The following is a 24,128-nucleotide window of genomic DNA, read 5'->3' as shown; positions in this document are numbered from 1 at the left end:
GGCGGGAAGCGCACTACTCCGGCCGCTGCTCCCCGTTCATTGGCGGGATGGGGCCGCCGTGGAGCACGCGCTGGACGGCCTCCGCAGGATCGTCCACCACCTGGATCAGGTCCAGGTCCTTCTCCGAGACCATGCCCTCAGCAACCAGGGTCCCCCTGATCCAGTCGATCATGGGGCCCCAGAACTCAACACCGAGAAGGACGATGGGGAATGACGTCACTTTGCGGGTCTGCACCAGCACCATGGCTTCGAACAGTTCGTCGAGGGTGCCCAGGCCGCCGGGCAGGACGATGAATCCCTGGGCGTACTTGACGAACATGGTCTTGCGGGCAAAGAAATAGCGGAAGTTGATGCCGAGGTCCACCCACTGGTTCAGGCCCTGCTCGAACGGCAGTTCGATGCCGAGGCCCACTGAGACTCCGTTGCCTTCCACGGTGCCCCGGTTGGCCGCTTCCATGGAGCCCGGTCCGCCGCCTGTGATCACCGCAACGCCGGCCTCGGCCAGCTTGCGCCCCACTTCGACACCCATTTCGTAGTATTTGCTGCCGGGTTTCGTGCGTGCTGAACCAAAGACGCTGACTGCCTTGCCGACGTCCGCCAGGGCCCCGAAACCCTCAACAAATTCGCTTTGGATCCGCAGGACGCGCCAGGGGTCGGTGTGGACGAACTGGCCCGGGCCTTTGGTATCAAGCAAATGTTGGTCCGACATTTCCACCGCCGCCTGTTTGCGGCGGAGTTCAAGGGGGCCCTTACGGCGGGGTTGGATGTTCTTGGCCGGATCTGCACTGATGCTCATTCCCCAAGGCTAACGCGACTCCCGCCGGAGCCACGGCAGGTATCTCTTGAATCACGATGTGCAGGAACATGCCGTGATTCGCGTCATAACCCGCCGTTCTTCGCTAGATTCTTCCTATGACTACTCATGTGCCCGGCGATGCCCTCGTCTCCCTGAACGCCGTTAATAAGCATTACGGCCAGCTGCACGTTTTGAAGGACATCAACCTGCAGGTCCGCAAGGGCGAGGTTGTCGTGGTCATCGGGCCGTCGGGCTCCGGTAAGTCCACCCTCTGCCGCGCCATCAACCGCCTCGAGACCATCGAGGACGGCACCATCAGCATTGACGGGAAGGTCCTTCCCGAAGAAGGCAAGGCGCTGGCACAGCTGCGCGCCGACGTCGGAATGGTGTTCCAGTCCTTCAACCTCTTCGCGCACAAGACCATTCTCGAGAACGTGACCCTTGGCCCCATCAAGGTCAAGGGCGTCGCCAAGGCTGCTGCTGACAAGGACGCCATGGCCCTGCTCGAGCGGGTGGGCGTCGGACACCAGGCTCCGAAGCTTCCCGCCCAGCTCTCCGGCGGCCAGCAGCAGCGTGTGGCCATTGCCCGCGCCCTCGCCATGAAACCGAAGGTCATGCTCTTCGACGAGCCCACCTCAGCGCTTGACCCCGAAATGATCAACGAGGTCCTGGACGTCATGGTCCAGCTGGCCAAGGAAGGCATGACCATGATCGTGGTCACCCATGAGATGGGATTCGCCCGCAAAGCCGCGGACCGGGTCGTCTTCATGGCCGATGGCCAGATCGTCGAGGACGCCACCCCCGAGGAGTTCTTCACGAACCCCAAGAGCGACCGCGCCAAGGACTTCCTCTCCAAGCTCCTCACCCACTGATTCCCCTTCGAACAAACACTCCAAGTTCGCACCCAGGCCGTGATCCGCGGCCATCAATGAAAGGAATGTCATGAAGGCATTTTTGACCCGGCGGAAATCATTTGTTGTGGCGGCGACCGCTGCCCTTGCCCTGTCCCTGAGCGCCTGCGGCGGAGGCGACGCCGGCGGCGGAAGCAACCCGGCTCCCGTGGAAAAGCCGACGTTTGCTGCCGGCACCACCATGGAAAAGATCGCCTCGGCAGGCACCATCAAGATCGGCACCAAGTTCGACCAGCCGCTCTTCGGCCAGGTGGGCCTGGACGGCAAGCCCGTCGGTTTCGACGTTGAAATCGGCAAGCTGATCGCCGCCAAGCTGGGCATCGCTGCGGACAAGATCGAGTGGTCCGAGACCGTCTCCGCCAACCGCGAACCCTTTATCGAGCAGGGCAAGGTTGACCTGGTAATCGCCACCTACACCATCAACGACAAGCGCAAGCAGGTTGTCAGCTTCGCCGGACCGTACTACGAAGCCGGCCAGGCCCTGATGGTGAACAAGGACAACGACTCCATCAAGAAGCCCGAAGACGTCAAGGGCAAGAAGGTCTGCTCCGTGACCGGCTCCACCCCCGCCGCCACCATCGTGGACAAGTACGGCGCGGAACTGGTTCCCGCTGCCACCTACTCCGCCTGCCTGGAGCCGCTGCGCAACAAGCAGGTTGAAGCAGTCACCACGGACAACGTGATCCTGGCCGGCTTTGTGGACAAGGAACCCGATGCCTTCAAGCTCGCCTCGGACGAGACCTTCACCAAGGAGCCCTACGGCATCGGCCTGAAGAAGGACGACACCGAGTTCCGCAACTGGATCAACGACCAGCTTGAGTCCTTCGACAAGGACGGCGACTACAAGAAGGCCTGGGAGGCCACCGCCGGTTCGGTCATCAAGACCGCGCCCGAACTGCCTGAGATCAACCGCTACTAAGGCTCAACGGCAGTGCCGGGGCGCGCTTCGGCAGCCCCGGCACTGCACTGTTCCCCTACCCTCCGCTTCTTGAGCCGAAGGAACCCATGGACGTCATCATTGAAAACCTCCCGCTGTACTGGGAAGGTTTTCTCCGCACCCTTTTCCTGTCAGTTGTTTCCGGGGTTATCGCGCTTGTACTGGGCACGCTCCTGGCAGCCGCCAGGGTCTCGCCGGTGGCAGCGCTTCGCGGTTTCAGCACTGCCTACGTTGAAATCCTCCGCAACACCCCCCTGACCATTGCCTTCTTCTTCGCAGCCATTGTGCTGCCACGCCTGGGCGTCCAGTTCGCCCAGTTCGAAGTGGCAGCCATCATTGCACTCAGCACCTACACCGCGGCGTTCATCGCTGAAGCTGTCCGCTCCGGTGTCAACAGCGTGCCCGTGGGCCAGGCCGAAGCCGCCCGCAGCATCGGCATGAACTTCGGCCAGGTCCTGAACCTCATCATCCTGCCGCAGGCCCTCCGGACGGTGATCCCGCCGTTGATCAACATCCTGATTGCTTTGGTCAAGAACTCGTCAGTGGCCGGCGCCTTCTTTGTCCTTGAATTGTTCGGCTACGGCCGCCAGCTGGCCAACGCCAACGGTGACCAGGTCATCACGGTCCTGCTGGGCACCGCGTTCTTCTATCTCCTTCTCACCGTTCCGCTGGGCATCCTTGCCAGCACGGTGGAGCGAAAGGTGGCGATTGCCCGATGAGCTCGGTACTTTACGACGTTCCCGGCCCCAAGGCCCGCCGGATTTCCCTGATCGGTTCGGTGGTGGGCGGCCTGGCCATCCTCGGCCTGCTCGCCTGGATCATCTTTACCCTGGGCCAGCAGGGAATCTTTGAAGGCCGCCGTTGGCAAATCTTCACCCGGGCGGACGTGTGGCGGCTGCTGGGCAATGGTCTGGGGGCAACGTTGTCTGCCGCGGCGTTGGCCGCCGTCATCGCCTTCCCCTTGGGCCTGCTGCTGTGCCTGCTCCGGATCTCGGACGTCAAGCTGATCCGGGTCCCCACCCGAGTGGTCCTGGAGTTCCTCCGGGGCATGCCGGTGGTGCTGATGATGCTGTTCATCCTCCTCGGCTTTGGCACGTCGCAGTTTATTGCCGTCGTTGCGGGCCTGGTGGTCTACAACGCAGCAGTCTTTGCGGAAATCATCCGCGCCGGCATCCAGTCCCTTCCCAAGGGCCAACGCGAGGCAGGCCTGGCCATTGGCCTGACCAGCTTCAAGTCGCGGATGCTGATCGAACTTCCCCAGGCTGTCCGCCGGATGATGCCGTCCCTGGTGGCGCAGCTGGTGGTGCTCCTGAAGGACACCTCGCTGGGCTACATCGTCGCTTACGGAGAACTTCTGCGGGCGGTCCAGCTCATGGCTGACGTCCTGGGACCCGCGTTCCTCTTCCCGGTGTTCTTCGTGGCCGCCGGAATGTACATCGCCATTAACATCGCCATCTCGCGGCTCGCTGTGTGGATCGAACGGCGCGGTTCCAAGAAGGCGGCCGGTGGCACAGCCAAGGCCGACCCGGCTGTGGCGGAAGCCGGGGCTCCCTAGCCCCCGCGCGTTGCCCCTAAACAGTTGTGGCCCGGATCTGGTGATCCGGGCCACAACTGTTTAAGGGCCACGGTGCCTGTGCGGCAGTTGGCGGTCAGCCCTGTAGCCAGTCCCGCAAGGCCCGAAGGCACTCACGGATGGCTTCCGCATCCACGTGTTCGTTGTCCTTGTGGGCCAACAGCGGATCACCTGGGCCAAAGTTCACGGCGGGGATCCCCAGTTCGCTGAACCGCGCGACGTCGGTCCAGCCGTATTTCGGCTTCGGCTCGGCTCCCACAGCGGCTATGAAGGATGCCGCAGCCGGGTGGTTCAGGCCGGGCCGGGCACCCGCGGCCGCATCGGTACGGACCACCTCGAAGCCTTCAAGAAGGTTCCGGACAACGGCCTCGGCCTCATCCGGCGACTTGTCCGGCGCGAAGCGGTAGTTGATCTCCACCACGCACCGGTCCGGAATAACGTTGCCGGCCGTTCCGCCGTTGATCTTCACCGCGTTGAGGCTCTCGCGGTAGTCGAGGCCGTCAACGTTGACGGTCTGTGGTTCGTAGGCGGCCAGCCGGGCGAGGATCGGGGCCGCCGCGTGGATGGCGTTGCTGCCCATCCACGCCCGGGCCGAATGTGCAGCCTCCCCGACGGTGGTGGCCTCGAACCGGCTGGTGCCGTTGCAGCCGCCCTCCACCGTTCCGTGGGTCGGTTCCAGCAGGATGGCGAAGTCGCCGTCCAACAGGTGGCCGTGGTTACGGACCAGGCGCCCCAAGCCGCTCTTGACGGCCTCGACTTCCTCATGGTCGTAAAAGACGAAGGTGACATCGCGCTGTGGCTGGGCGCCGTCGTCGAACATGGTGGCAGCGAGGGCCAGCTGGACCGCGACGCCGCCCTTCATGTCCGTGGCACCGCGTCCGTACAGCACACCTTCCCCCGGTACACCGGATTCCCAGGTGGACGGCACGGTTCCCTTCGACCCCTCCGTCAGCGGCAACGGAACGGTATCGAGGTGCCCGGCGAGGATGACGCGTTCGGCCTTCCCCATCTCTGTGCGGGCGATGATGGAATCGCCGTCACGAACAATCGTCAGCTGGGAAATGTCCGCCAATGCTGCTTCCACGGCGTCGGCAAGTTCCTTCTCGTTGCCCGAGACACTGTTGATGTCCATCACGGCTGCGGTGAGCAGCGCGACGTCCTGACGGAGGTCCAGTGCGGGTACGGATGCGTGGGGGGTGGGTTCGGCAGTCACGAAGCCAGTCTAGTTCGAACCCTGGGGCCACCCCTCGATAGACTGGACCACATGACTGAGACCGCTTCCTCCGCCGTGCCCGAAACCCTGAACGACACCACTGACAGCCGCTCCGCCTATGGCTTTGGCGTTGCCACCATTGCTAGCGCCAGCGGCGATGGTTCGGCTGAAGCAACTGTCCTGGACGTGTGGTTCCCGGCACCGTCGCTGGGTGTTGCCGCGGAGAACCTCCGCGCGGTGGAAAACGCCGATCCGACGCTGGCCCAGATCGCGGCCAACGGTGCCGACGAGGACCGTGGCACCGAACAGAAGGTGGTCTTCGTCCAGATCCACCTCGACGAGGCACCGGCGGACACGGCGGACGCCTACCTCCGCCTGCACCTGCTCTCGCACCGCCTGGTCCGGCCCAACACCATCAACCTGGACGGAATCTTCGGCAAGCTCCCCAACGTGGTGTGGACCAACTTTGGTCCCGCCGCCGTCGAAGGCTTCGAACTCACGCGCGCCCGCCTCCGCCGCCGCGGCGCCGTCACCGTCTACGGCGTCGACAAGTTCCCGCGCATGGTGGACTACGTGGTGCCCGCCGGGGTCCGGATTGCCGACGCCGACCGCGTCCGCCTCGGTGCCCACCTGGCCGCCGGCACCACCGTCATGCACGAAGGCTTCGTGAACTTCAACGCCGGAACCCTGGGCACGTCCATGGTTGAGGGCCGCATCTCCGCCGGCGTGGTCACCGGGGACGGCAGCGACGTCGGCGGCGGTGCTTCGATCATGGGCACCCTCTCGGGCGGCGGCAAGGAAAAGATCACCATCGGCGAGCGGGTCCTGCTCGGAGCCAACTCCGGCGTCGGCATCAGCATCGGCGACGACTCCGTCGTTGAAGCCGGACTGTACGTGACGGCCGGTACCCGCGTTCGCGTCCCCGGCCCCAAGGACGAGGTGGGCGAAGACACCACAAAGATCGTCAAGGCCGCCGACCTTTCCGGTGTGCCCAACCTGCTCTTCCGCCGCAATTCCACCACCGGCGCCGTGGAGGTCCTCCCCCGCCAGGGCCAGACGGTGGAACTGAACGACGCGCTCCACGCCAACTGATTCCACGGTGGCACGCAGACGCGGCCTCCGCCGACTCGCTGTCCTGTTGCTCGTCCTGGTCCTGGTGGCCGGCGGCATGTACTCCGCAGTGTTTTTCGTGCAGCGCTCCGAAACCCTCGTTTCTGAGCGCTGCACGGCTGTGGTGGGCGACAGGAAGGCCGAACTGGCTCCGGACCAAGCCGTCTACGCATCGTTGATCACCGCCGTCGCGGTGCAGCGCGGACTGCCTCCCCGGGCTGCCAGCATCGCGCTGGCCACTGCCATGCAGGAATCGAAGCTGCGCAACATCGGCCACGGCGACCAGGCCGGACCCGACTCGCGCGGCCTGTTCCAGCAGAGGCCGTCACAGGGGTGGGGAACCGAAGCCCAGGTCATGGACCCCTACTACGCCGTCAACGCGTTCTACGACGCCCTGGTGAAGGTGCCGGGCTACGAAACGCTCGAGATTACGGACGCGGCCCAGCGGGTGCAGCGCTCTGCCTTCCCCACCGCCTATGCCGAACACGAGGACATGGGCCGCTCCTTCGCGTCCGGACTGTCCGGCCAGACCCCCGGGGCTGTGCAGTGCACACTCCGATCCGCTGGCACTGCGGGTGACACGGGCGCGGTCCTGGCCGAACTTGGCCGCGCTTACGGAACCCTGCCGGCCACGGACGAAGGGCAGGCACTGGTGGTGGAGGCCAGCGGCAGCGCGGCGTGGTCCGTCGCCCAATGGGCCGTAGCCAACGCCAAGGGCCTTAACGTTGTCCGGGTGGACGTCGCCGGCAGGAGCTGGGACCGCGACGACCGCGCCGGGTGGCAGGACTCGGACGCGGCCGAAGGCCAGGTACGCATAACCGTGTCCCAGGCCTCCTCCGGCGCCTGAGCACCGGCTGCGGATCAGACGAGGATTTCCACCACCGGCTGCACGTAACTGCGGAACAGCTCCGGCTCGCCCATCAGCTGCTGGCTCATAATGATTTTGTCCGGCTCCAGGTACCACGCCCGGTGTTCGTTGAGCGGCAACTCGATGATGGACAGCTTGAAGTCACGCGAATCGCGGCCCACCTCCATGAGCCGGTCATCCACCATGTCGGTGAGCAGGTGATCAGCACCGTTGGCCTCCCGTTCCGCTTCCAGCTCTGCGTACTCGCTCCGCCGTTCCCTGGCCCAGGTCAGGGCGGAACCGAAGTGTGCCTGCAGGACCCGCTGGAGGGCCGGAGAGTTGCCGAACGCCTCGAAGTCCGGCGGCGAGAGGTCCGGCGAGGTGTGCGGGTAGGCCTTGAGCAGTTGTTCCCACCAGGCTTCCCACTCTGTTTTCAAGGCACCCAGACCGCCGACATCGGCGGTGAGGTGGCTGTGGTCGGCAGGGCGGACCTTGGGCTTGGCGTGCGAGAGCGCAGGGTGCCCGGCTCCGTTCAGTCCTGCAGTGTCGCGGAGAAAGAGCGCAATCATCATGGGCCCCGAGGTGTCCGTGGTGATCTGCCACCTGGAACCGCTTGCCTGCTGCATCCGAAGTCCTTCCTGGAGTACTTCCCTGCCCGGGCCGCCTGCACCATCCGCCAGCAGCCCCGGTTCCCAGTCTATTCCCGGTTCCACCCCACGTTAATGTCCTCGGCGCCCCAGTCCGTCAAGATGGCGTTCCAGCACGCCGGTGCACATTTCCGCGGTCATCCACGCGGGCTGCAGCAGTGCGTGCATGCCCAGGCCGTCAAGAGTCGCCAGCAGCCGCTCGGCCTCGATCACCAGATTCTCCTGGGGCTCGTCCGCGGGCATCAGTCCGGCTACGACGCGGCCGGCGATGGCTGCGACCTGCCGGTGGCTGCGGTCCGCCTCAGGCGCCAGGAAGGCTCTGATCCGGGCGGCACTCCTGAAGGCCATCAAGGCACAGATTTCCACGGCCCGCTCTTCGTCGAGCGGCAGCATCCCGCCCAGCAGTGTTAATACGGCCTGGCGGTGGGCAGCGCTGCCGGGAAGTGCAGCATCCGTGGCGGGGAGCATGGCCTGGAGCCGCCCCACCACCCGGTCCACAACGCTGGCAAAGGAGAACGCAAGAAGCTCGTCGCTGCCGGCGAAGTAGTGGCGGACGGACCCGACGGCGAGACCGGCTTCGTCTGCCACCTCCCGCAGCGACGCCCGTTCCAGTCCGTCAACGGCAATAATGCGCAGGACGGCGTCTACTACATCCCGGCGCCGGGCGTCCGGGTCAACAATTTTGGGCACCCTTATTATTTAGCACACTGGTGCCCCAAACGCGGGACCAGCCACCCCTGCCCGGCATCCGGAACGCGGCGGCAGGCGGGGGCTGCGTTGGATAGGGTTGAGGCATGAAAATTCTGGTTACCGGGGGCACCGGCTACATCGGTTCCCACACTGTCCTTTCCCTGCAGGAAGCCGGCCACGACGTGGTCGTCATCGACAACCTGGTCAATTCCAGCGAAGAGTCCCTGCGGCGCGTTGCCGAACTCAGTGGAAAGGAAGCGGAGTTCCACAACGTGGACCTGGTGGATGAAGCCGCAGTGGAGCAGGTGTTCGCCGGTGCCGGCATCGACGCCGTCATCCACTTTGCCGGCCTGAAGGCCGTGGGTGAATCCGTCCGGGAACCGCTGAAGTACTACTACAACAACCTGGTGGGCACGCTGAACCTGATCCGCGTCATGGACCGCCATGACGTCCGGTCCTTCGTGTTCAGCTCGTCGGCCACGGTTTACGGCGAGCACAACCCCATCCCCTACGTGGAAAAGATGGAGATCGGCGCGAACAACCCCTACGGCCGCACCAAGGAACAGATCGAGGACATCCTCTCGGACCTGGGCGATGCCGACCCGCGCTGGCACATCGCACTGCTGCGCTACTTTAATCCGGTGGGCGCCCACCCCTCCGGCAGGATCGGCGAGGATCCCCAGGGCATCCCGAATAACCTTGTGCCGTTCATCGCCCAGGTGGCGGTGGGCCGCCGCGAGAAGCTGATGGTCTTCGGCGGCGACTACGACACCCCGGACGGCACGTGCCTCCGCGACTACATCCACGTGGAAGACCTCGCCGAAGGCCACGTCGCGGCACTGAACTACGTGGCCGGCCGTGCGGGCGTGTTCCGTTGGAACCTCGGTTCCGGCCGGGGTTCATCGGTACTGGAGGTCCTCCGCTCCTTCGAAAAGGCAGTGGGCGAGCCCATTCCCTACGAGATCACGGAGCGCCGCGCGGGCGACCTCCCGGCCTTCTGGGCGGACGCCGCCTCCGCACTGGCGGACCTGGGCTGGTCCACCACCAAGACCGTGGACCAGATGTGCGAGGACCACTGGCGCTGGCAGAAGAACAACCCACAGGGCTACGCTTCCTGACGCTTTTCAACTACCGGTACGACCGACGGCGGCCGCCCACCTTTGGAAAGGTGCGCGGCCGCCGTCGTAATTATCCTGTGCGGTGCAGATTAGCGGACGGGGTAGTCGCGCTTCGGTTCGCCGATGTACAGCTGGCGCGGGCGGCCGATCTTGGTGTTCGGGTCGCTGATCATTTCACGCCACTGGGCGATCCAGCCGGGGAGGCGGCCGATGGCGAACAGCACGGTGAACATCTTCTCGGGGAAGCCCATGGCCTTGTAGATGAGGCCGGTGTAGAAGTCCACGTTCGGGTAGAGCTTGCGCTGGATGAAGTAGTCATCGCTGAGCGCCTTCTCTTCGAGGCGGAGGGCGATGTCCAGCAGTTCGTCGTTGCCGCCGAGCTTGGTGAGGATCTCGTGTGCAGTGGCCTTGACGATCTTGGCGCGCGGATCGTAGTTCTTGTAGACGCGGTGCCCGAAGCCCATGAGGCGGACTCCGTCTTCCTTGTTCTTGACCTTTTCCATGTAGTCCTCGGGCTTGAGGCCCTCGGCCTGGATCTGGCGCAGCATCTTGAGCACAGCCTCGTTGGCGCCGCCATGGGCGGGGCCGAACAGGGCGTTGATGCCGGCAGAAACGGAGGCGAACAGGTTGGCGTTGGACGAGCCCACCAGGCGCACCGTTGACGTGGAGCAGTTCTGCTCGTGGTCCGCGTGCAGGATGAGGAGCAGGTCGAGGGCTTTGGCGACCACCGGGTCAACCTCGTACTGCTCGGCCGGAAGCCCGAAGCTCAGGCGGAGGAAGTTCTCCACCAGGTTGTGGGAGTTGTCCGGGTAGAGCATGGGCTGGCCGATGGACTTCTTGTGCGCGTACGCAGCGATGACCGGCAGCTTGGCCATGAGGCGGATGGTGGAGACCTCCACCTGCTCGGCGTTGAACGGGTCCAGCGAGTCCTGGTAGAACGTGGACAGCGCGGACACTGCGGACGACAGCACCGGCATGGGGTGCGCGTCGCGGGGGAACCCGCCAAAGAAGCCCTTCAGCTCCTCGTGCAGGAGGGTGTGGCGCCGGATCTTCTGGTCGAACTCGTCCAGTTCCGTGGGAGTGGGCAGGTTGCCGTAGATCAGGAGGTAGGACACCTCAAGGAAGCTGGAGTGCTGTGCCAGCTGCTCGATGGGGTACCCGCGGTAGCGCAGGATGCCCGCATCGCCATCGATGTAGGTGATCGCGGACGTGGTTGCCGCGGTGTTCATGAAGCCGGGGTCGAAGGTGACTGCGCCCGTCTGCTTCAGGAGCTTGGAAACGTCGTAGCCTTCGTTTCCTTCAATAACCTGGATGCGCGGCAGCTTGAGCTCTCCGCCTGCGTGGAGCAGGGTGGCCGCGTTGTTGGTCTCAGTCATGGAGTCCCCTTCATGAGGCTTCTCGGCCTCTGTCGAAAGCTTGATCCAACATCAGGTGAGCCGCGCACTTGAGCCTGAGAAGACAGGATCCAACACCCGGACTGCCTTCTTGTAGAAAGCCACCATTGATAGTCACTTAAAAACTACCGCCAGTTGGGCACGTGTCGCTAATCCGGGTCGGCGCTGGGACCCCTAAAATACCGGCAGTGTGTTGCGAGTCACATGATTGTTACGGGATCACACACGTGATCAGGCCAACCGCTCCACAGCCGCGCCGATCCGTTCGTCGGAGCCGGTCAGTGCGACGCGGACGAAGCCGTTGCCGGCTTCGCCGTAAAAGACCCCGGGCCCCACAACGATGCCGCGACCGGCAAGGCGCGCAACGGTGTCCCAGGTGCTCTCCCCCGCGGAGCTCCAGAGGTAGAGCCCGGCGTCGGAATCCTTGATCTCGAGGCCGAAACCGCGCAGGGCGGGTACCAGCTGCTCCCGGCGACCGCGGTAGAGGTCCTTCTGGGCCTCGACGTGCGCATCGTCACCGAGCGCCACCCGCATGGCCTCCTGGACCGGGAACGGAACAATCATTCCGGCATGCTTGCGGCTGTTGACGAGGTTGGGCATCAGCGCCGGGTCACCGGCAACGAACGCCGCCCGGTAGCCGGCCACGTTCGACTGCTTGCTCAGCGAGTACACCGCCAGGAGACCTTCATGGGATCCGCCGGCCACGCGCGGATCCAGGATGCTGGGGACCGGCTGGCCGCCGCGCTGGACGTCCCAATCCCCCCAGCCGAGTTCTGCGTAGCACTCGTCCGAAGCAACCACGGCGCCGAGCTCCCGCGCCTGGACCACCAGCGCCTTCAGGGACTCGACGTCCCGCACGCTGCCGGTGGGATTTCCCGGGGAGTTGACCCAGATGAGGCGCACGCGGGAGCGGACCGCGTCGTCGAGCTCGTCCAAGTTGTCCGTGGCCACGGAGGTGACGCCGGCGAACGTCGCGCCGATGTCGTACGTGGGGTAGGCCACCTTGGGACGTACGACGACGTCTCCCGGCTTCAGGCCCAGCAGCAGCGGGAGCCACGCGACAAGTTCCTTCGAACCCACCGTAGGCATGATGTTGCGGGGGTCGAGGCCGGATACTCCGCGGCGGCGCTCGAACCAGCCTGCAATGGCTTCGCGGAGCGCGGGTGTTCCGTGAACCGTGGGATAGCCCGGGGCGTTGGCTGCAGCCTTCAGCGCGTCCTGGATGATGGCAGGCGTGGGGTCCACCGGTGTTCCGATGGACAGGTTGACTGCCCCGCCCGGGTGTTCGGAAGCCTTCGCCAGGTACGGTGCCATGGCCTCCCACGGGTAGTCGGGCAGGTCCAGGCCGAATGTGCGCACTGCAGCGGTCACCGTTACGCCCGTATCAGTGGTCTTGGTTCTGCGGGGGCAGCGCGGCGATCATCGGGTGGTCCTTGCCGGTGTTGCCGATCTTTGCGGCGCCGCCGGGCGAACCGAGGTCGTCGAAGAACTCGACGTTTGCCTTGTAGTAGTCAGCCCACTCGTCCGGGGTGTCATCCTCGTAGTAGATGGCTTCCACGGGGCACACCGGCTCGCATGCGCCGCAGTCGACGCATTCGTCCGGATGGATGTACAGCGAACGCTCGCCCTCATAGATGCAGTCGACCGGGCATTCCTCGATGCATGCCTTGTCCTTGACATCTACACACGGCTGCGCGATTACGTACGTCACGTCCCTGGCCTCTCCACGTTGGTCCCGGCATCCCGCCGGCTCTTTCGCCCGGCGCGGCCGGACTATTGACATCTGAGCCTATTATCTCCCACGCCGTTCCCGCGAACCTAGCCGGGCCTCCTAGTATGAAGTGGTGACGCTGCCCACCCCCGCTCCCGCCGGTTTCCTGTCCGCTGCCGTCCCCGGAATCCGCGTCGTGGTGCGGTACCGGATCGAGGGAGGCCTCACTGACGCCCTGGGCCACCTTGTCTCGTGCGACGGCGGCGCGTGCACCGTCCGGACGCGGCAGGCCGACGTCGTGATCCCCCTCGCCGCCGTTGTGGCGGCGAAAGAGGTACCTCCGGCGCCGGAGCGGCGCCGGCCGCGCTCCTGAGCAGCCGCCCGTGGCGCACCGTGGCGAAGGGGCTGCCCTGCCCATCCAGTGGCGTCGTGCCCTGAGCCGCAAGCCTCGTTAAACGCGGAATGCCGCCGGCGTGGGAGCCGGCGGCATTCTGCGGTGTTGCGGTGTGTTACGACTTGGCGCGGGCGCGGGCGGCCTTGGCACGCTCGTTGGTGTCCAGGATGACCTTGCGGATGCGGATGGCATCCGGGGTCACCTCAACGCACTCGTCTTCGCGGGCGAATTCGAGGGACTCCTCGAGGGTCAGGTCGCGCGGGGGCGTCAGGTTCTCGAAGGTGTCGGAGGAAGCCGCACGCATGTTGGTGAGCTTCTTTTCCTTGGTGATGTTGACGTCCATGTCGTCTGCGCGGGAGTTCTCGCCGACGATCATGCCCTCGTAGACCTCGGAGGTGGGCTTCACGAAGAAGGAGCCACGTTCCTGCAGGTTGATCATGGCGAACGGGGTGACCACACCGGCCCGGTCAGCAACCATGGAACCGTTGGTGCGGTATTCAATGGGGCCGGCCCACGGCTCGTAGCCTTCGGAGATGGACGCTGCGATGCCGGCGCCACGGGTGTCCGTGAGGAACTTGGTGCGGAAGCCGATCAGGCCACGGGCGGGAACGATGAATTCCATCCGGCACCAGCCGGTGCCGTGGTTGGCCATGTTGGTCATGCGGCCCTTGCGGGCAGCCATCAGCTGCGTGACGGCGCCCAGGTACTCTTCGGGGACGTCGATGGTCATGTGCTCCATCGGCTCGTGGATCTTGCCGTCGATGGTCTTGGTGACCACCTGCGGCTTGCCCACGGTCAGTTCGAAGCCTTCACGGCGCATCTGCTCAACGAGGATGGCCAGGGCCAGCTCGCCACGGCCCTGGACTTCCCAGGCGTCGGGACGCTCGGTGGGCAGAACCTTGATGGAGACGTTACCGATCAGTTCCTTGTCCAGGCGGTCCTTCACCTGGCGCGCGGTGACCTTGGCGCCCTTGACCTTGCCGGCCAGCGGCGAGGTGTTGATACCGATGGTCATGGAGATCGCGGGATCGTCCACGGTGATCAGCGGCAGCGGCTGCGGGTTCTCGGCGTCGGTCAGGGTCTCACCGATGGTGATTTCCTCGATACCTGCAACGGCGACGATCTCGCCGGGGCCTGCGGACTCGGCCGGGACACGGTCCAGGGCCTTGGTGGCCAGCAGTTCGGTGATCTTGACGTTCTTGAGTTCACCGTTGGCGCGTGCCCAAGCGACGGTCTGGCCCTTGCGCAGGGTGCCGTTGTAGATGCGGAGCAGGGCGAGGCGGCCCAGGAACGGGGACGCGTCAAGGTTGGTGACGTGCGCCTGCAGGACACCCTCGGGGTTGTACGTCGGAGCGGGGATGTGCTCGATGATGGTCTTGAACAACGGCTCAAGGTCCTCGTTGTCCGGGGCGGCGCCATCGGCGGGCTGGTCCAGGGAGGCGCGGCCAACCTTGGCGGCAGCGTAAACAACGGGAACTTCGAGGATCTTGTCCAGGTCAAGGTCCGGAACTTCGTCCGCGAGGTCAGAGGCGAGGCCCAGCAGGAGGTCCATGGACTCATGGACGACCTCCTCGATGCGGGCGTCGGGACGGTCGGTCTTGTTGACCAGCAGGATCACCGGCAGGTGCGCGGCGAGGGCCTTACGGAGGACGAAGCGGGTCTGCGGCAGCGGACCTTCGGACGCGTCCACGAGGAGGACGACGCCGTCGACCATGGACAGGCCGCGCTCCACCTCGCCACCGAAGTCGGCGTGGCCGGGGGTGTCGATGACGTTGATGGTGATGGTTTCACCATTGGACGACGGTCCGTTGTAAGCCACAGTGGTGTTCTTGGCCAGGATGGTGATGCCCTTTTCGCGCTCAAGGTCACCGGAGTCCATCACGCGGTCTTCGAGGTGGTTGTGCTCGGCAAAGGAGTTGGTCTGCTTGAGCATGGCGTCAACCAGCGTGGTCTTGCCGTGGTCAACGTGGGCCACAATCGCGACGTTGCGGAGGTCACTGCGCGAGGCAGTGGCTACCGCGGTGTTGGTGGTGGTTTCAGACATGCGTAAAGACTCGATTCCGTGGTCAGCTGTAGTCATCGCGACATTTCCGACCGAAACGCACGACAGATCAGGCCCATAACACAGGGCTCCTTCAACAAGTCTAACCGCAGTGGCAAGTGATGGCCTAAAACCGGTCCGGAACCGGCAGGAATCCGGCGCCGTGCCCATCCCCCTCGGGACAGAAATTGAGAGGTGTCACACTCACTGGATAAATACGGATTTATGCCCCATTATTGCTGTTGATGAGCAGCGAATACCACGAGAAACCAGCATGCGTCCTGCATCCGCTTTAACGCGGATCGCGGTATTTGCTATCGCCGCCGGCATTGTCCTGGCGGCTCCGGGCCAACCGGCACAACTTCCGGCGTCGGATGCACCGGCAGCCTCTGCCAGCCCGGACCAGGTTCCGCCTTCACTGCTCAGGGCCGCTGCCACGGACCCGGCGGACGCGCCCCGATACACTCCGGGCGTCGACCTGTCCGAGGTCCTCTCCCGCCCCGCCATGCGTCCAGGCGAGGTCTACCGGAACCCTGTCTTTGGCCGGAACGAGGTGGTAGTGCCGAACGTCCGGAACACCGCTGTCCTGATCGGCGACTCCCAGTCGGTTCCGGATGACAGCTGGCCCCGCCGCGCCTTGGCCTCCCTTGGCTACAACGTCCACTTCTGCGGTTACGGCGGTACGGGCTTCACGGCAGCCAACGGCAAGGTGGGCAACTACATTGACGCCCTGGAGCGGGGCGACTGGATGCTGCCGGTGGGAACCCCCGGACTGGTGGTGATTGAAGGCGGCGGCAACGATGCTGCCCGCGGCGCCTCGGATGCCCAGATCACCGCCAACGCCAACCGCCTTGTCCAGGCCATGAAAGCCCGCTACCCCACTACCAAGATGGTCATGGTGGGCACGCTTGCGAAGGGCGCCAATAATGGTGGCGGCCGCCGGAGCCAGGTGGATAACCTGCTCTCGAGCATCGCAGCCAAGCAGGGCATCACGTTTGTCAGCGCGGGAGACTGGCTGACCAAGTACAACCTCACGCAGCACCTTGCGGACCCCGTCCACATGGACAGCGAAGGCCGGAAGGCGCTGGGGACGGTGCTGGAACGCCGCCTCCGGGAACTGGGAATTCCGGACATCACGGCCACTGCCGCGGCCACCGCACAGGCCGGAGCCGGCAGCAAGAAGGGCTGAGGCCCCGCTCCTTTCGGAGTGGCGCCCCAGCCCTTCAGCTGTACTGCGACGGATCGCGGCGTTATGCCACTTCCGGCGGCAGCATCAGCTTCGCACCCGGGATGGCGTTCAGGAGTGCCCTGGTGTACTCCTGCTGCGGCGCTTCGAAGACCTCGTCGGTGGTTCCGGTTTCCACCAGGCGGCCCTTCTCCATGACGCAAACATGGTCGGCAATCTGCCGGACGACTGCCAGGTCGTGGGTGATGAAGAGATATGTCAGGCCCAGGTTCGACTGCAGGTCAGCAAGCAGGTTCAGGACCTGCGCCTGGACCAGGACGTCCAGTGCGGACACCGCCTCGTCACAGATGATGACCTCGGGGTCCAGCGCCAGGGCGCGGGCAATGGCAACGCGCTGACGCTGGCCTCCCGAGAGCTCGTTCGGGTACCGCTGCATGGCGGACTGGGGCAGTGCCACCTGGTCCAGCAGTTCCCGCACCTTCTTCTCGCGGCTGGCGGCATCACCGATCTTGTGGACCCGCAACGGCTCCTCGATGGTGCGGTAGATGTTGTACATCGGGTCCAGGGATCCGTACGGGTCCTGGAAGATCGGCTGCACCCGCCGGCGGAACTTGAACAGGTCCCCGGCCTTCAGCAGCGAGGTATCCACGCCGTCGAAGAGAATCTTGCCGTCGGTAGGCTTCTCAAGCTGGAGCACCATCTTGGCCACCGTGGATTTGCCCGAACCGGACTCCCCCACGATCGCCGTCGTTGTTCCCCGTTTGACGTCGAAGCTCACGCCGTCCACTGCCGCGAAGTCCGTGGTTTTACCCAGGCCCTGGCGGAGCTTGTACACCTTCCGCAGGTCCTGGATCTGCAGGACGTTGTCAGCCGCGGCTGCTTCCGCTGCCGGTGCCAGGAGGTCGGCCGTTTCGACGCCCTGTTCCTTGGCTGCCTGGATCCGCCGGCTGGCAAGGGATGGCGCCGACTCAACCAGGCGCTTGGTGTAGGGGTGCTGGGGGTTACGGAGCAGTTCCAGTGACGGTCCTGCCTCCACGACGCGTCCCTGGTACATGACCACCACTTTGTTGGCACGTTCTGCTGCCAGGCCCAGGTCGTGGGTGATCAGCAGCACCGAGGTGCCAAGTTCCGTAGTCATGGTGTCCAGGTGGTCCAGGATCTGCCGCTGGACCGTCACATCCAACGCGGACGTGGGCTCATCGGCAATGAGCAGGCGCGGCTGGCAGGAAAGGCCAATGGCAATCAGTGCACGCTGGCGCATACCGCCGGAGAACTCATGCGGATACTGGTTCGCGCGGCGCTTGGCGTCGGGCAGGCCGGCTTCGGACAGCACCTTGGCAATGTCCTCCGGGCCGCTTGGACGGCCGTTTGCCTTCAGTGTTTCCCTGACCTGGTAGCCGATCTTCCACACCGGGTTGAGGTTGGACATCGGGTCCTGCGGAACCATTCCAATGGTGTTTCCGCGCAGCTCGATCATCCGCTGCTCGCTGGCGTGGGAAATGTCCTCGCCGTCAAGCAGGATCTGGCCGCCGGAGACGCTGCCGTTATTCGGCAGGAGGCCAATGGCCGCCAGTGCCGTGGTGGACTTGCCCGAGCCGGACTCCCCCACAATGGCTACCGTCTCACCGGGCATGATGGTCAGGTGTGCGTTGCGCACGGCCTGGACTTCACCGCTGCCGGTCTTGAAGGTGATCGCAAGGTCGCGGATTTCCAGGAGCGGCTTGTTGCCGTTGGCGCGGGCCTCGCCGATGCTGACGTCTGGAGTTGTCATCTCTTTATCTCTCATCGCTGGCGGCTCTTCGGGTCGAGGGCGTCGCGAACGGCGTCGCCCAGCATGATGAAGCTCAGCACGGTGATGGACAGGGCTGCAGCGGGGAACAGCAGGATTTCGGGCCGGGTCCGGATGGAGGCCTGGGCACCTGCAATGTCATTGCCCCACGACATGATGCTTTGCGGCAGTCCGATGCCCAGGAAGGACAGCGTGGCTTCTGCCACGATGAACACGCCCAGTTCCAGCGTTGCCAGCACGATGATCGGTGCCAGGGCGTTGGGCAGGACGTGCCGGACCAGCGCCTTGAACTTTGACACGCCGAGTGCCTGCGCCGCGGTGACGAAGTCTGCGTTGCGTACTTCTATGACGGCGCCACGGGTAATACGTGCCATCTGCGGCCAGGCCAGGAGCGATATGACGAATACTACTGTCCACACGCTCTTGTTCTCGCGGAACAGCGGCAGCTGGGTGATCACCAGGGCGCCGAGGATCAGCGGCAGCGCGAAGAAGATGTCGCCAAGGCGGGCCAGTACGGCATCGACCCAGCCGCCGTAGTAGCCAGCCAATGCGCCGAGGGTTACACCGATTACCAATACGCAGAGCACCGAAAGGATGCCAACGGACAGTGACGCCTGTGTGCCGTGGATGACGCGCGAGTAGATGTCGCAACCCTGGAACGTAAACCCGAACGGGTGGCCGGCAGTGGGCCCGCCTTCCGAGTTCCCGAGTTCGCAGCCGTCGTTCGGCGGGGTGGACGTGAAGAGGCCGGGGAACAGCGCAATCACGATCAGGGCGAGGATCAGCAGCGACGAGATGATAAAAAGCGGACGACGGCGGAGCTTGCGCCACGCGTCTGCCCACAGGCTGAGCGGGGCCTGGTCAGTCTTGACCGCGTCCGTGGCCTGCAGCGGGGTTTCATCGATGGGCGCCACGAAGTGGCTGTTGTTACTGGTCATAGCGAATCCTCGGGTCAAGCCAGGCGTACAGGAGATCAACGAGCAGGTTGGACACCACGAACACCAGCACCAGCACGCTGACGATGGACACGATGGTGGGGCCCTCAGTGCGCAGGACTGCCTGGTACAGCTTGTTGCCGACGCCCGGGACGTTGAAGATGCCTTCGGTAACGATGGCGCCGCCCATTAGGCCGCCAAGGTTGGCGCCCAGGTAGGTCACCACGGGGATCAGCGAGTTGCGCAGGATGTGTGCCAGGACTACCCGGGGCCGGGACAGGCCCTTGGCGGTGGCGGTCCGGACGTAGTCCGCGTTCATGTTCTCGCTGACCGACGCACGGGTCAGCCTGAGGACGTACGCGAAGGAGACAAGGCCCAGCACGACGGCGGGCAGCAGCAGGCTGCCCCAATCGGCGTTGGCGCCCACGGTGGGTTTCGCCCAGCCGAGTTGAACGCCAAAGACCAGCTGGAACACGAAGCCCAGCACGAAGGTGGGAACTGCGATGACCACCAGGGAAGCCACCAGGACGGTTGAGTCAAACCAGCCGCCGCGGCGGAGGCCGGCGAATACGCCGAAGGCCACACCGAAGATGGCCTGGATGGCCAGCGCTTCGACGGCCAGCATCGCCGTTACCGGGAAGACGCGGGCGAGGCTTGCCGCAATGGGCTGGCCGGTGAAGTCGTTGCCGAGGTTGAACGTGAAGAGGTTCTTCAGGAACAGGCCGTACTGGACAATGAAGGGTTCATCAAGGTGGTACTGGCTGCGAAGGGTGTCGATGACTGCCTGGGGTGGCTGGCGGTCGCCGAAGAGTGCCGCGATGGGATCGCCGGGCAGGGCGAACACCATATAGTACACGAGGAGGGTGGTGCCGATGAAGACAGGGATCACCTGGAGGAGCCGGCGAAGGATAAAGCGGACCACGGTATCACCAGCCTTCCGGGGAGGAAGTGAACAGGTTCATGCATACCTTCCTGCCGTGCAAGCCAATGGGGGCCCGGCCGTAACCGGACCCCCATTTAGCCTTGGCGGCAAGTTAAATCAAGGACTACTTAGCCGTGATGTTGTAGTAGAGGATGCTGCCGTTCCAGCCGGTCTCGGCCTTCACGACGTTGTTGCTCCACACGATCGGACGTGCCTGGTCCCACAGGGGCAGGCCGGGCAGATCCTCGAACAGCACTTCCTGTGCCTGGTTGAACTTGGCGTTTGCATCATCGGTGGATGTGGCAGCCAGGCCCTCCTTGAGGAGCTTGTCGAACTCGGGGTTCGTGTACTTCTCGTAGTTGGAGGAAGCGTTGGTGCCCCAGACCGGGCCGAGGAAGTTGTACAGCGACGGGTAGTCACCCTGCCAACCTGCACGGGTCAGGCCGGGGAGCTGCTGGGACTTGCGCAGGTTCAGGACTTCAGCGAACTTGGCGAAGGGCTGGATTTCAGCCTGGATGCCGAGGTTGTTCTTGAAGCCGTTGGCCACGGCGTCGATCCATTCCTTGTTGCCGCCATCGGTGTTGGAGGCAATCTGGAGCGGCTTGGAGTCGTCGTACGGCTGGATCTTGTTGGCCTGCTCCCAGAGGTCCTTGGCCTTGGCGGCGTCGAACTTCAGGATTTCGCTGCCCTTGAGGTCTTCCTTGAAACCGTCGATGACCGGCGGGACAAAGGCCTTGGCCGGGGTGCGGGTGCCGTTGAAGACTACCTTGGCGATTTCCTCGCGGTTGATGGCGTAGGAGAGGGCCTGGCGGCGCAGCTTGCCGGCTTCACCCTGGAAGTTCGGGTTGTACGGCGGGATGTTCAGCGTGGAGTTGGTGGCAACGGCCTTGGTGGCGTTGCGGTCCTGGAAGTCCGTCTCATAGGTCTTCAGGGCGTTGGACGGCAGGACATCGGTGATGTCCAGGTTGTCCGACTGGAGATCCGTGTATGCGGGGCCCGGATCGGTGTAGAACTTGAAGGTCACGCCGCCGTTCTTGGACTCGCGCGGGCCGCTGTAGTCGGCGTTCTTGACGAGGGAGATCGACTGGTCGTGTACCCAGGCGCCTTCCTTCTCGAACTTGTACGGGCCGTTACCCACCGGGTTCTCGCCGAAGGTCTTCGGGTCCGCCAGGGCAGCGGAAGGAAGCGGGAAGAAAGCGGAGTAGCCCAGGCGCAGCGACCAGTCTGCTTCAGGCTGTGCCAGCTTCACGGTGATCGTGGAGTCATCGGTAGCTGCCAGGCCGGACATGGTCTCGGCCGTCGGGGCAGGGGTGGTCTTGGTCTTGCCGTCGGCCGTCTTCTCGCTGTTGACCGCCGATACCTCTTCGTAGCCGGCGATGGACTCAAAGAAGAAGCCGTTGTTCTGCAGGTTCTTCGAGTTGGCGGCGAAGTTCCAGGAGTCAACGAACGTCTTGGCCGTGATGGCCTCACCGTTGGTGAACTTCTGGCCCTGCTTGACCTTGATGGTCCAGTTCTGGGCATCGGAGGAATCAATGGATTCTGCCAACGCGTTGACCGGCTTGCCGTCGGCGTCGTAGGTCCGCAGGCCTTCGAAGAGGAGCTCGACGACGCGGCCGGCCGTAGACCTCATTGGTGTTGGCCGGCAGCAGCGGGTTCTGTGGTTCGTTGCTGTAGGCCGTGATGACCTTGTTGGGATCGCCCGTGGCGTCGCTGGACCCCTCCGTGGTGCCGCCTCCAGCGCCGCACCCGGTCAGGGCAAGCGCAGCGATTGCCACGATGCCCAGTGCTTTGGAAGTGCGCGTGAAACGCATTCCGCCTCCTATGAGTTGTGGGAGATAACGAGGGGAAATCTGGTGTTTCCCCGCAGGCCGAGGCACAGCTGTGAACTGTGACGGGGCCTACATGTACGAGTAGCCTAACCGCACGAAGTCCAGATACTGGTACTCCGTTGCCAAACCGTGACCGGGGCGTTTTAAACGCGTTAACCGGTTAACGGAAGTTGTGCAAGTCACATGCTACTCGGCGGTAGCGCCACGGCGAAATCGAAGCGTGGCCTGCATCACCCATCGCCCGGTGGGAATCAGTTCTTGGTTCCCTGCTGGGCCAGGCGCCAATCGGAGACGTTCCACCACACGCCGAGGGGACCCGGGCTGGGTTTCACACCGGCCACCCGGGCGTTGAAGGCTATGGCGCCGACCGTCTGGTACAGCGGCAGTCCGTACGCCTTCTCCCAAACGCGTTTATCGATCCCGGCCAGCAGTTCGTCCTGTTTCCCGAGGTCAGTGGTGGTGGCCAGCTGTTCCATCGCCTTGTCCGCGTCGCCGTCGGAAAATCCGTTGAAGTTGCTGCCGGCCCCGGTGCGGAAGATCTGGGGGATGCGGCCCACTCCGGCGCCCGTTCCGATCCACCCCAGCAACGCGGCGTCGTACCCTGCGCCCCCAAGCGACTTTGCCCAGTCCGCGTTTCCCTGGCCGGCGTCGACCACGCGGAAACCGGCCTGCTGCGCCGAATCGCGGATCAGGGTGAATGCCTTGGCCCGGTTGGGGTTGTCCCGGTTGTACAGGATCCGGACCGTAGGGGTGGCTCCGTCGAGAAGTTCCTTGGCTGCGTCGATGTCCACCTTGGCGTAGTCGGCCGAGCCGTTGTTTTTCAGGGTATCCGCGTACTTGGGCTGCCCCGGAAGGAAGACCTGGGAATCGAGCGGCTTGGCGTCCGCAACCAGGTCCCCCACGACCGCGTCCACGATGGCCTGCCGGGGCACGGCTTTCAGGAAGGCCTTTCGGACGTCTTCGTCTGCGAAGGGCCCGGAGAAGTTGAGGTCAAGGTGGTCGTACCCCGACTGGCTGTACTGCTCCACCGTGTTTCCCTGGTCTGCCAGGCCGGCAAAGAGCTTGGCCGTGTCGGCAGAAGGCTGTGGCGAGATGATGTCCGCCTGCCCGCTGCGGAGCGCGTCAACAGCAGTGGGAAGGGCACCGGTGAACCTGACGTTGATCTCGTCAAGCCACGGCTCCGTCCCCCAGACGTAGTCGCGGTTCCGGACGAGTTTCATGGAAACTTCTGGAACGATGTCCCGCACGATGTAGGGGCCGCTGGAAAGATACAGCGCGGGGTCGTCGGGCAGGGATTTCGTGTCGAATCCGTTGTTCCAGAAATCTCCCACGGTTTTCAACGCCGAATTTACTGACGGCTTCCCGGGATTTCCCTTGGGGGCGTCCTTGATCAGGTCAACGAGGTCTTCCTCGTCGCTCAGCCCGGCCTTGGCGGCGACTACGTGGGCCGGCAGGCCGACGTCGAACGCGGTCTGCCAGTCCGCGTAAGGCGCGGCGTACTGCAGCGTGATGGACCGGCCGTCGTCGCCGAGTTCGGGGAACGCCGTGCCCGCCAGGCCGCCGGCGGCTGACGCGGCCGAAAAGTACCTGGTGCCCGTCCCGGCAGCGGGATCGGCGTCGTCGAAGTAACCCGAACCTGCGGCCCAGCTCAGGAGGAGGTCGCCGGCGTCGATCGGCGCGCCGTCGGACCATTTGACGCCTTCGTTGACTGTGTACCGCACCTTGAGCGGGTCATCGGAGACTTTTTCGTAGCGGCCGAACTTATCGTTCCGGACCACCACGGATTTGTCGTCCAGGTAGTAGAAGCCGGAGTGCGTGGCTGAGCCGATCTTGGAGTTGATGTCCGTGTTGCCGTCGGTGCTGAACGGGTTGAAGGAGGAAAAGGCGTTGGCCTCAGCCACGGTGGCGCTGCCTCCGCGTTTGGCTTCCCCCACCACCACTGGCGCGTTGCCGCCGCCTGAGCAGCCTGAAAGGGCCACTGCGGCCACTGCCGCTGCGGTGATGTACTGCATCAGGCGCCTGACTGGCATGCCTTGAGCCTCCTTGTGTATTCCATCCCGGGGAAGGGGGCCTGGAGTCGCCAGG

The 24,128-nt window shown here is 64.5% G+C and carries 21 protein-coding genes and 1 pseudogene; 9 read left to right on the top strand and 13 right to left on the bottom strand.

The window, feature by feature from the left end:
- Positions 1-13 precede the first annotated feature (13 nt).
- A complete protein-coding gene (locus QE394_RS16395) occupies positions 14-796 on the bottom strand; it encodes a TIGR00730 family Rossman fold protein (protein WP_056074997.1) in 783 nt (260 codons plus the stop codon).
- A 116-nt stretch (positions 797-912) separates the two neighbouring features.
- Here QE394_RS16395 and QE394_RS16390 point away from each other — a divergent pair, with 116 nt between their 5' ends.
- The 4 genes from QE394_RS16390 (at position 913) to QE394_RS16375 (ending at position 4,199) form a co-directional block, all read left to right on the top strand.
- Positions 913-1,668 carry an amino acid ABC transporter ATP-binding protein gene (locus QE394_RS16390; RefSeq protein ID WP_056074999.1) on the top strand — a complete coding sequence of 252 codons (756 nt, stop codon included), beginning with the start codon at positions 913-915 and terminating at the stop codon, positions 1,666-1,668.
- 70 nt (positions 1,669-1,738) lie between these two features.
- Entirely contained in the window at positions 1,739-2,626 is an 888-nt protein-coding gene (locus QE394_RS16385) for a glutamate ABC transporter substrate-binding protein (protein WP_056075001.1), read from the top strand.
- Positions 2,627-2,712: 86 nt separating this feature from the next.
- Positions 2,713-3,363 (top strand): amino acid ABC transporter permease, encoded by a 651-nt coding sequence (locus QE394_RS16380; RefSeq protein ID WP_056075004.1) that lies wholly within the window; start codon positions 2,713-2,715, stop codon positions 3,361-3,363.
- Positions 3,360-4,199 (top strand): amino acid ABC transporter permease, encoded by an 840-nt coding sequence (locus QE394_RS16375; RefSeq protein WP_056075009.1) that lies wholly within the window; start codon positions 3,360-3,362, stop codon positions 4,197-4,199. Before QE394_RS16380 ends, QE394_RS16375 begins: the two co-directional genes overlap by 4 nt.
- Positions 4,200-4,293: 94 nt before the next feature.
- On the opposite strand, the gene dapE is transcribed toward QE394_RS16375, so the two are convergent.
- A complete protein-coding gene (gene dapE, locus QE394_RS16370; protein WP_261618762.1) occupies positions 4,294-5,430 on the bottom strand; it encodes a succinyl-diaminopimelate desuccinylase in 1,137 nt (378 codons plus the stop codon).
- Positions 5,431-5,481: 51 nt separating this feature from the next.
- On the opposite strand from dapE, the gene dapD reads away from it, so the two are divergent.
- Both dapD and QE394_RS16360 read left to right on the top strand, forming a co-directional pair.
- On the top strand, positions 5,482-6,522 hold the full coding sequence (gene dapD / locus QE394_RS16365) for a 2,3,4,5-tetrahydropyridine-2,6-dicarboxylate N-succinyltransferase (protein ID WP_349035081.1): 1,041 nt from the start codon (positions 5,482-5,484) through the stop codon (positions 6,520-6,522).
- A 7-nt stretch (positions 6,523-6,529) separates the two neighbouring features.
- Positions 6,530-7,387, top strand: coding sequence for a hypothetical protein (locus tag QE394_RS16360; RefSeq protein WP_349035080.1), 858 nt, complete (start codon positions 6,530-6,532; stop codon positions 7,385-7,387).
- Between the two features lie 14 nt (positions 7,388-7,401).
- On the opposite strand, the gene QE394_RS16355 is transcribed toward QE394_RS16360, so the two are convergent.
- Positions 7,402-8,013 (bottom strand): hypothetical protein, encoded by a 612-nt coding sequence (locus QE394_RS16355; protein WP_056075023.1) that lies wholly within the window; start codon positions 8,011-8,013, stop codon positions 7,402-7,404.
- 93 nt (positions 8,014-8,106) lie between these two features.
- A complete protein-coding gene (locus QE394_RS16350; protein WP_056075026.1) occupies positions 8,107-8,724 on the bottom strand; it encodes a TetR family transcriptional regulator C-terminal domain-containing protein in 618 nt (205 codons plus the stop codon).
- Between the two features lie 104 nt (positions 8,725-8,828).
- Between QE394_RS16350 and galE the strand changes: the two genes are divergently transcribed.
- On the top strand, positions 8,829-9,842 hold the full coding sequence (galE, locus tag QE394_RS16345) for a UDP-glucose 4-epimerase GalE (protein WP_015937706.1): 1,014 nt from the start codon (positions 8,829-8,831) through the stop codon (positions 9,840-9,842).
- 89 nt (positions 9,843-9,931) lie between these two features.
- Here galE and QE394_RS16340 read toward each other — a convergent pair whose 3' ends face one another.
- From QE394_RS16340 to fdxA, 3 genes are all read right to left on the bottom strand, one after another.
- Complete coding sequence (locus QE394_RS16340) at positions 9,932-11,218, bottom strand: citrate synthase (protein ID WP_349035079.1); 1,287 nt, start codon at positions 11,216-11,218, stop codon at positions 9,932-9,934.
- 249 nt (positions 11,219-11,467) lie between these two features.
- Entirely contained in the window at positions 11,468-12,607 is a 1,140-nt protein-coding gene (dapC, locus tag QE394_RS16335; protein ID WP_261618759.1) for a succinyldiaminopimelate transaminase, read from the bottom strand.
- Between the two features lie 13 nt (positions 12,608-12,620).
- Positions 12,621-12,947 (bottom strand): ferredoxin, encoded by a 327-nt coding sequence (gene fdxA, locus QE394_RS16330; protein WP_009356972.1) that lies wholly within the window; start codon positions 12,945-12,947, stop codon positions 12,621-12,623.
- A gap of 133 nt (positions 12,948-13,080) precedes the next feature.
- Here fdxA and QE394_RS16325 point away from each other — a divergent pair, with 133 nt between their 5' ends.
- On the top strand, positions 13,081-13,320 hold the full coding sequence (locus tag QE394_RS16325) for a hypothetical protein (protein WP_082497259.1): 240 nt from the start codon (positions 13,081-13,083) through the stop codon (positions 13,318-13,320).
- A 136-nt stretch (positions 13,321-13,456) separates the two neighbouring features.
- On the opposite strand, the gene typA is transcribed toward QE394_RS16325, so the two are convergent.
- Positions 13,457-15,385 (bottom strand): translational GTPase TypA, encoded by a 1,929-nt coding sequence (typA, locus tag QE394_RS16320; protein WP_056075034.1) that lies wholly within the window; start codon positions 15,383-15,385, stop codon positions 13,457-13,459.
- 271 nt (positions 15,386-15,656) lie between these two features.
- Between typA and QE394_RS16315 the strand changes: the two genes are divergently transcribed.
- Positions 15,657-16,571: an SGNH/GDSL hydrolase family protein gene (locus QE394_RS16315; protein ID WP_261618757.1), complete on the top strand. Its 915-nt coding sequence runs from the start codon at positions 15,657-15,659 to the stop codon at positions 16,569-16,571.
- Positions 16,572-16,632: 61 nt separating this feature from the next.
- Here QE394_RS16315 and QE394_RS16310 read toward each other — a convergent pair whose 3' ends face one another.
- The 5 genes and pseudogenes from QE394_RS16310 to QE394_RS16290 all read right to left on the bottom strand — a co-directional run bounded on the left by QE394_RS16310 (position 16,633) and on the right by QE394_RS16290 (position 24,073).
- A complete protein-coding gene (locus QE394_RS16310) occupies positions 16,633-18,339 on the bottom strand; it encodes an ABC transporter ATP-binding protein (protein WP_261618756.1) in 1,707 nt (568 codons plus the stop codon).
- A gap of 11 nt (positions 18,340-18,350) precedes the next feature.
- Positions 18,351-19,295, bottom strand: coding sequence for an ABC transporter permease (locus QE394_RS16305; protein WP_056075044.1), 945 nt, complete (start codon positions 19,293-19,295; stop codon positions 18,351-18,353).
- Positions 19,285-20,214, bottom strand: coding sequence for an ABC transporter permease (locus QE394_RS16300; RefSeq protein WP_056075047.1), 930 nt, complete (start codon positions 20,212-20,214; stop codon positions 19,285-19,287). Before QE394_RS16300 ends, QE394_RS16305 begins: the two co-directional genes overlap by 11 nt.
- A gap of 124 nt (positions 20,215-20,338) precedes the next feature.
- Positions 20,339-22,025 (bottom strand): annotated as a pseudogene (locus QE394_RS16295) (ABC transporter substrate-binding protein).
- 269 nt (positions 22,026-22,294) lie between these two features.
- Positions 22,295-24,073 carry an ABC transporter family substrate-binding protein gene (locus QE394_RS16290; RefSeq protein ID WP_349035078.1) on the bottom strand — a complete coding sequence of 593 codons (1,779 nt, stop codon included), beginning with the start codon at positions 24,071-24,073 and terminating at the stop codon, positions 22,295-22,297.
- Positions 24,074-24,128: the final 55 nt, after the last annotated feature.

It is taken from the genome of Pseudarthrobacter sp. SORGH_AS 212, from assembly GCF_030818145.1.
Lineage (GTDB): Bacteria > Actinomycetota > Actinomycetes > Actinomycetales > Micrococcaceae > Arthrobacter.
The sequence above is the reverse complement of the archived record's forward strand: the minus strand, read 5'-3'. Positions and strand labels throughout refer to the sequence as shown.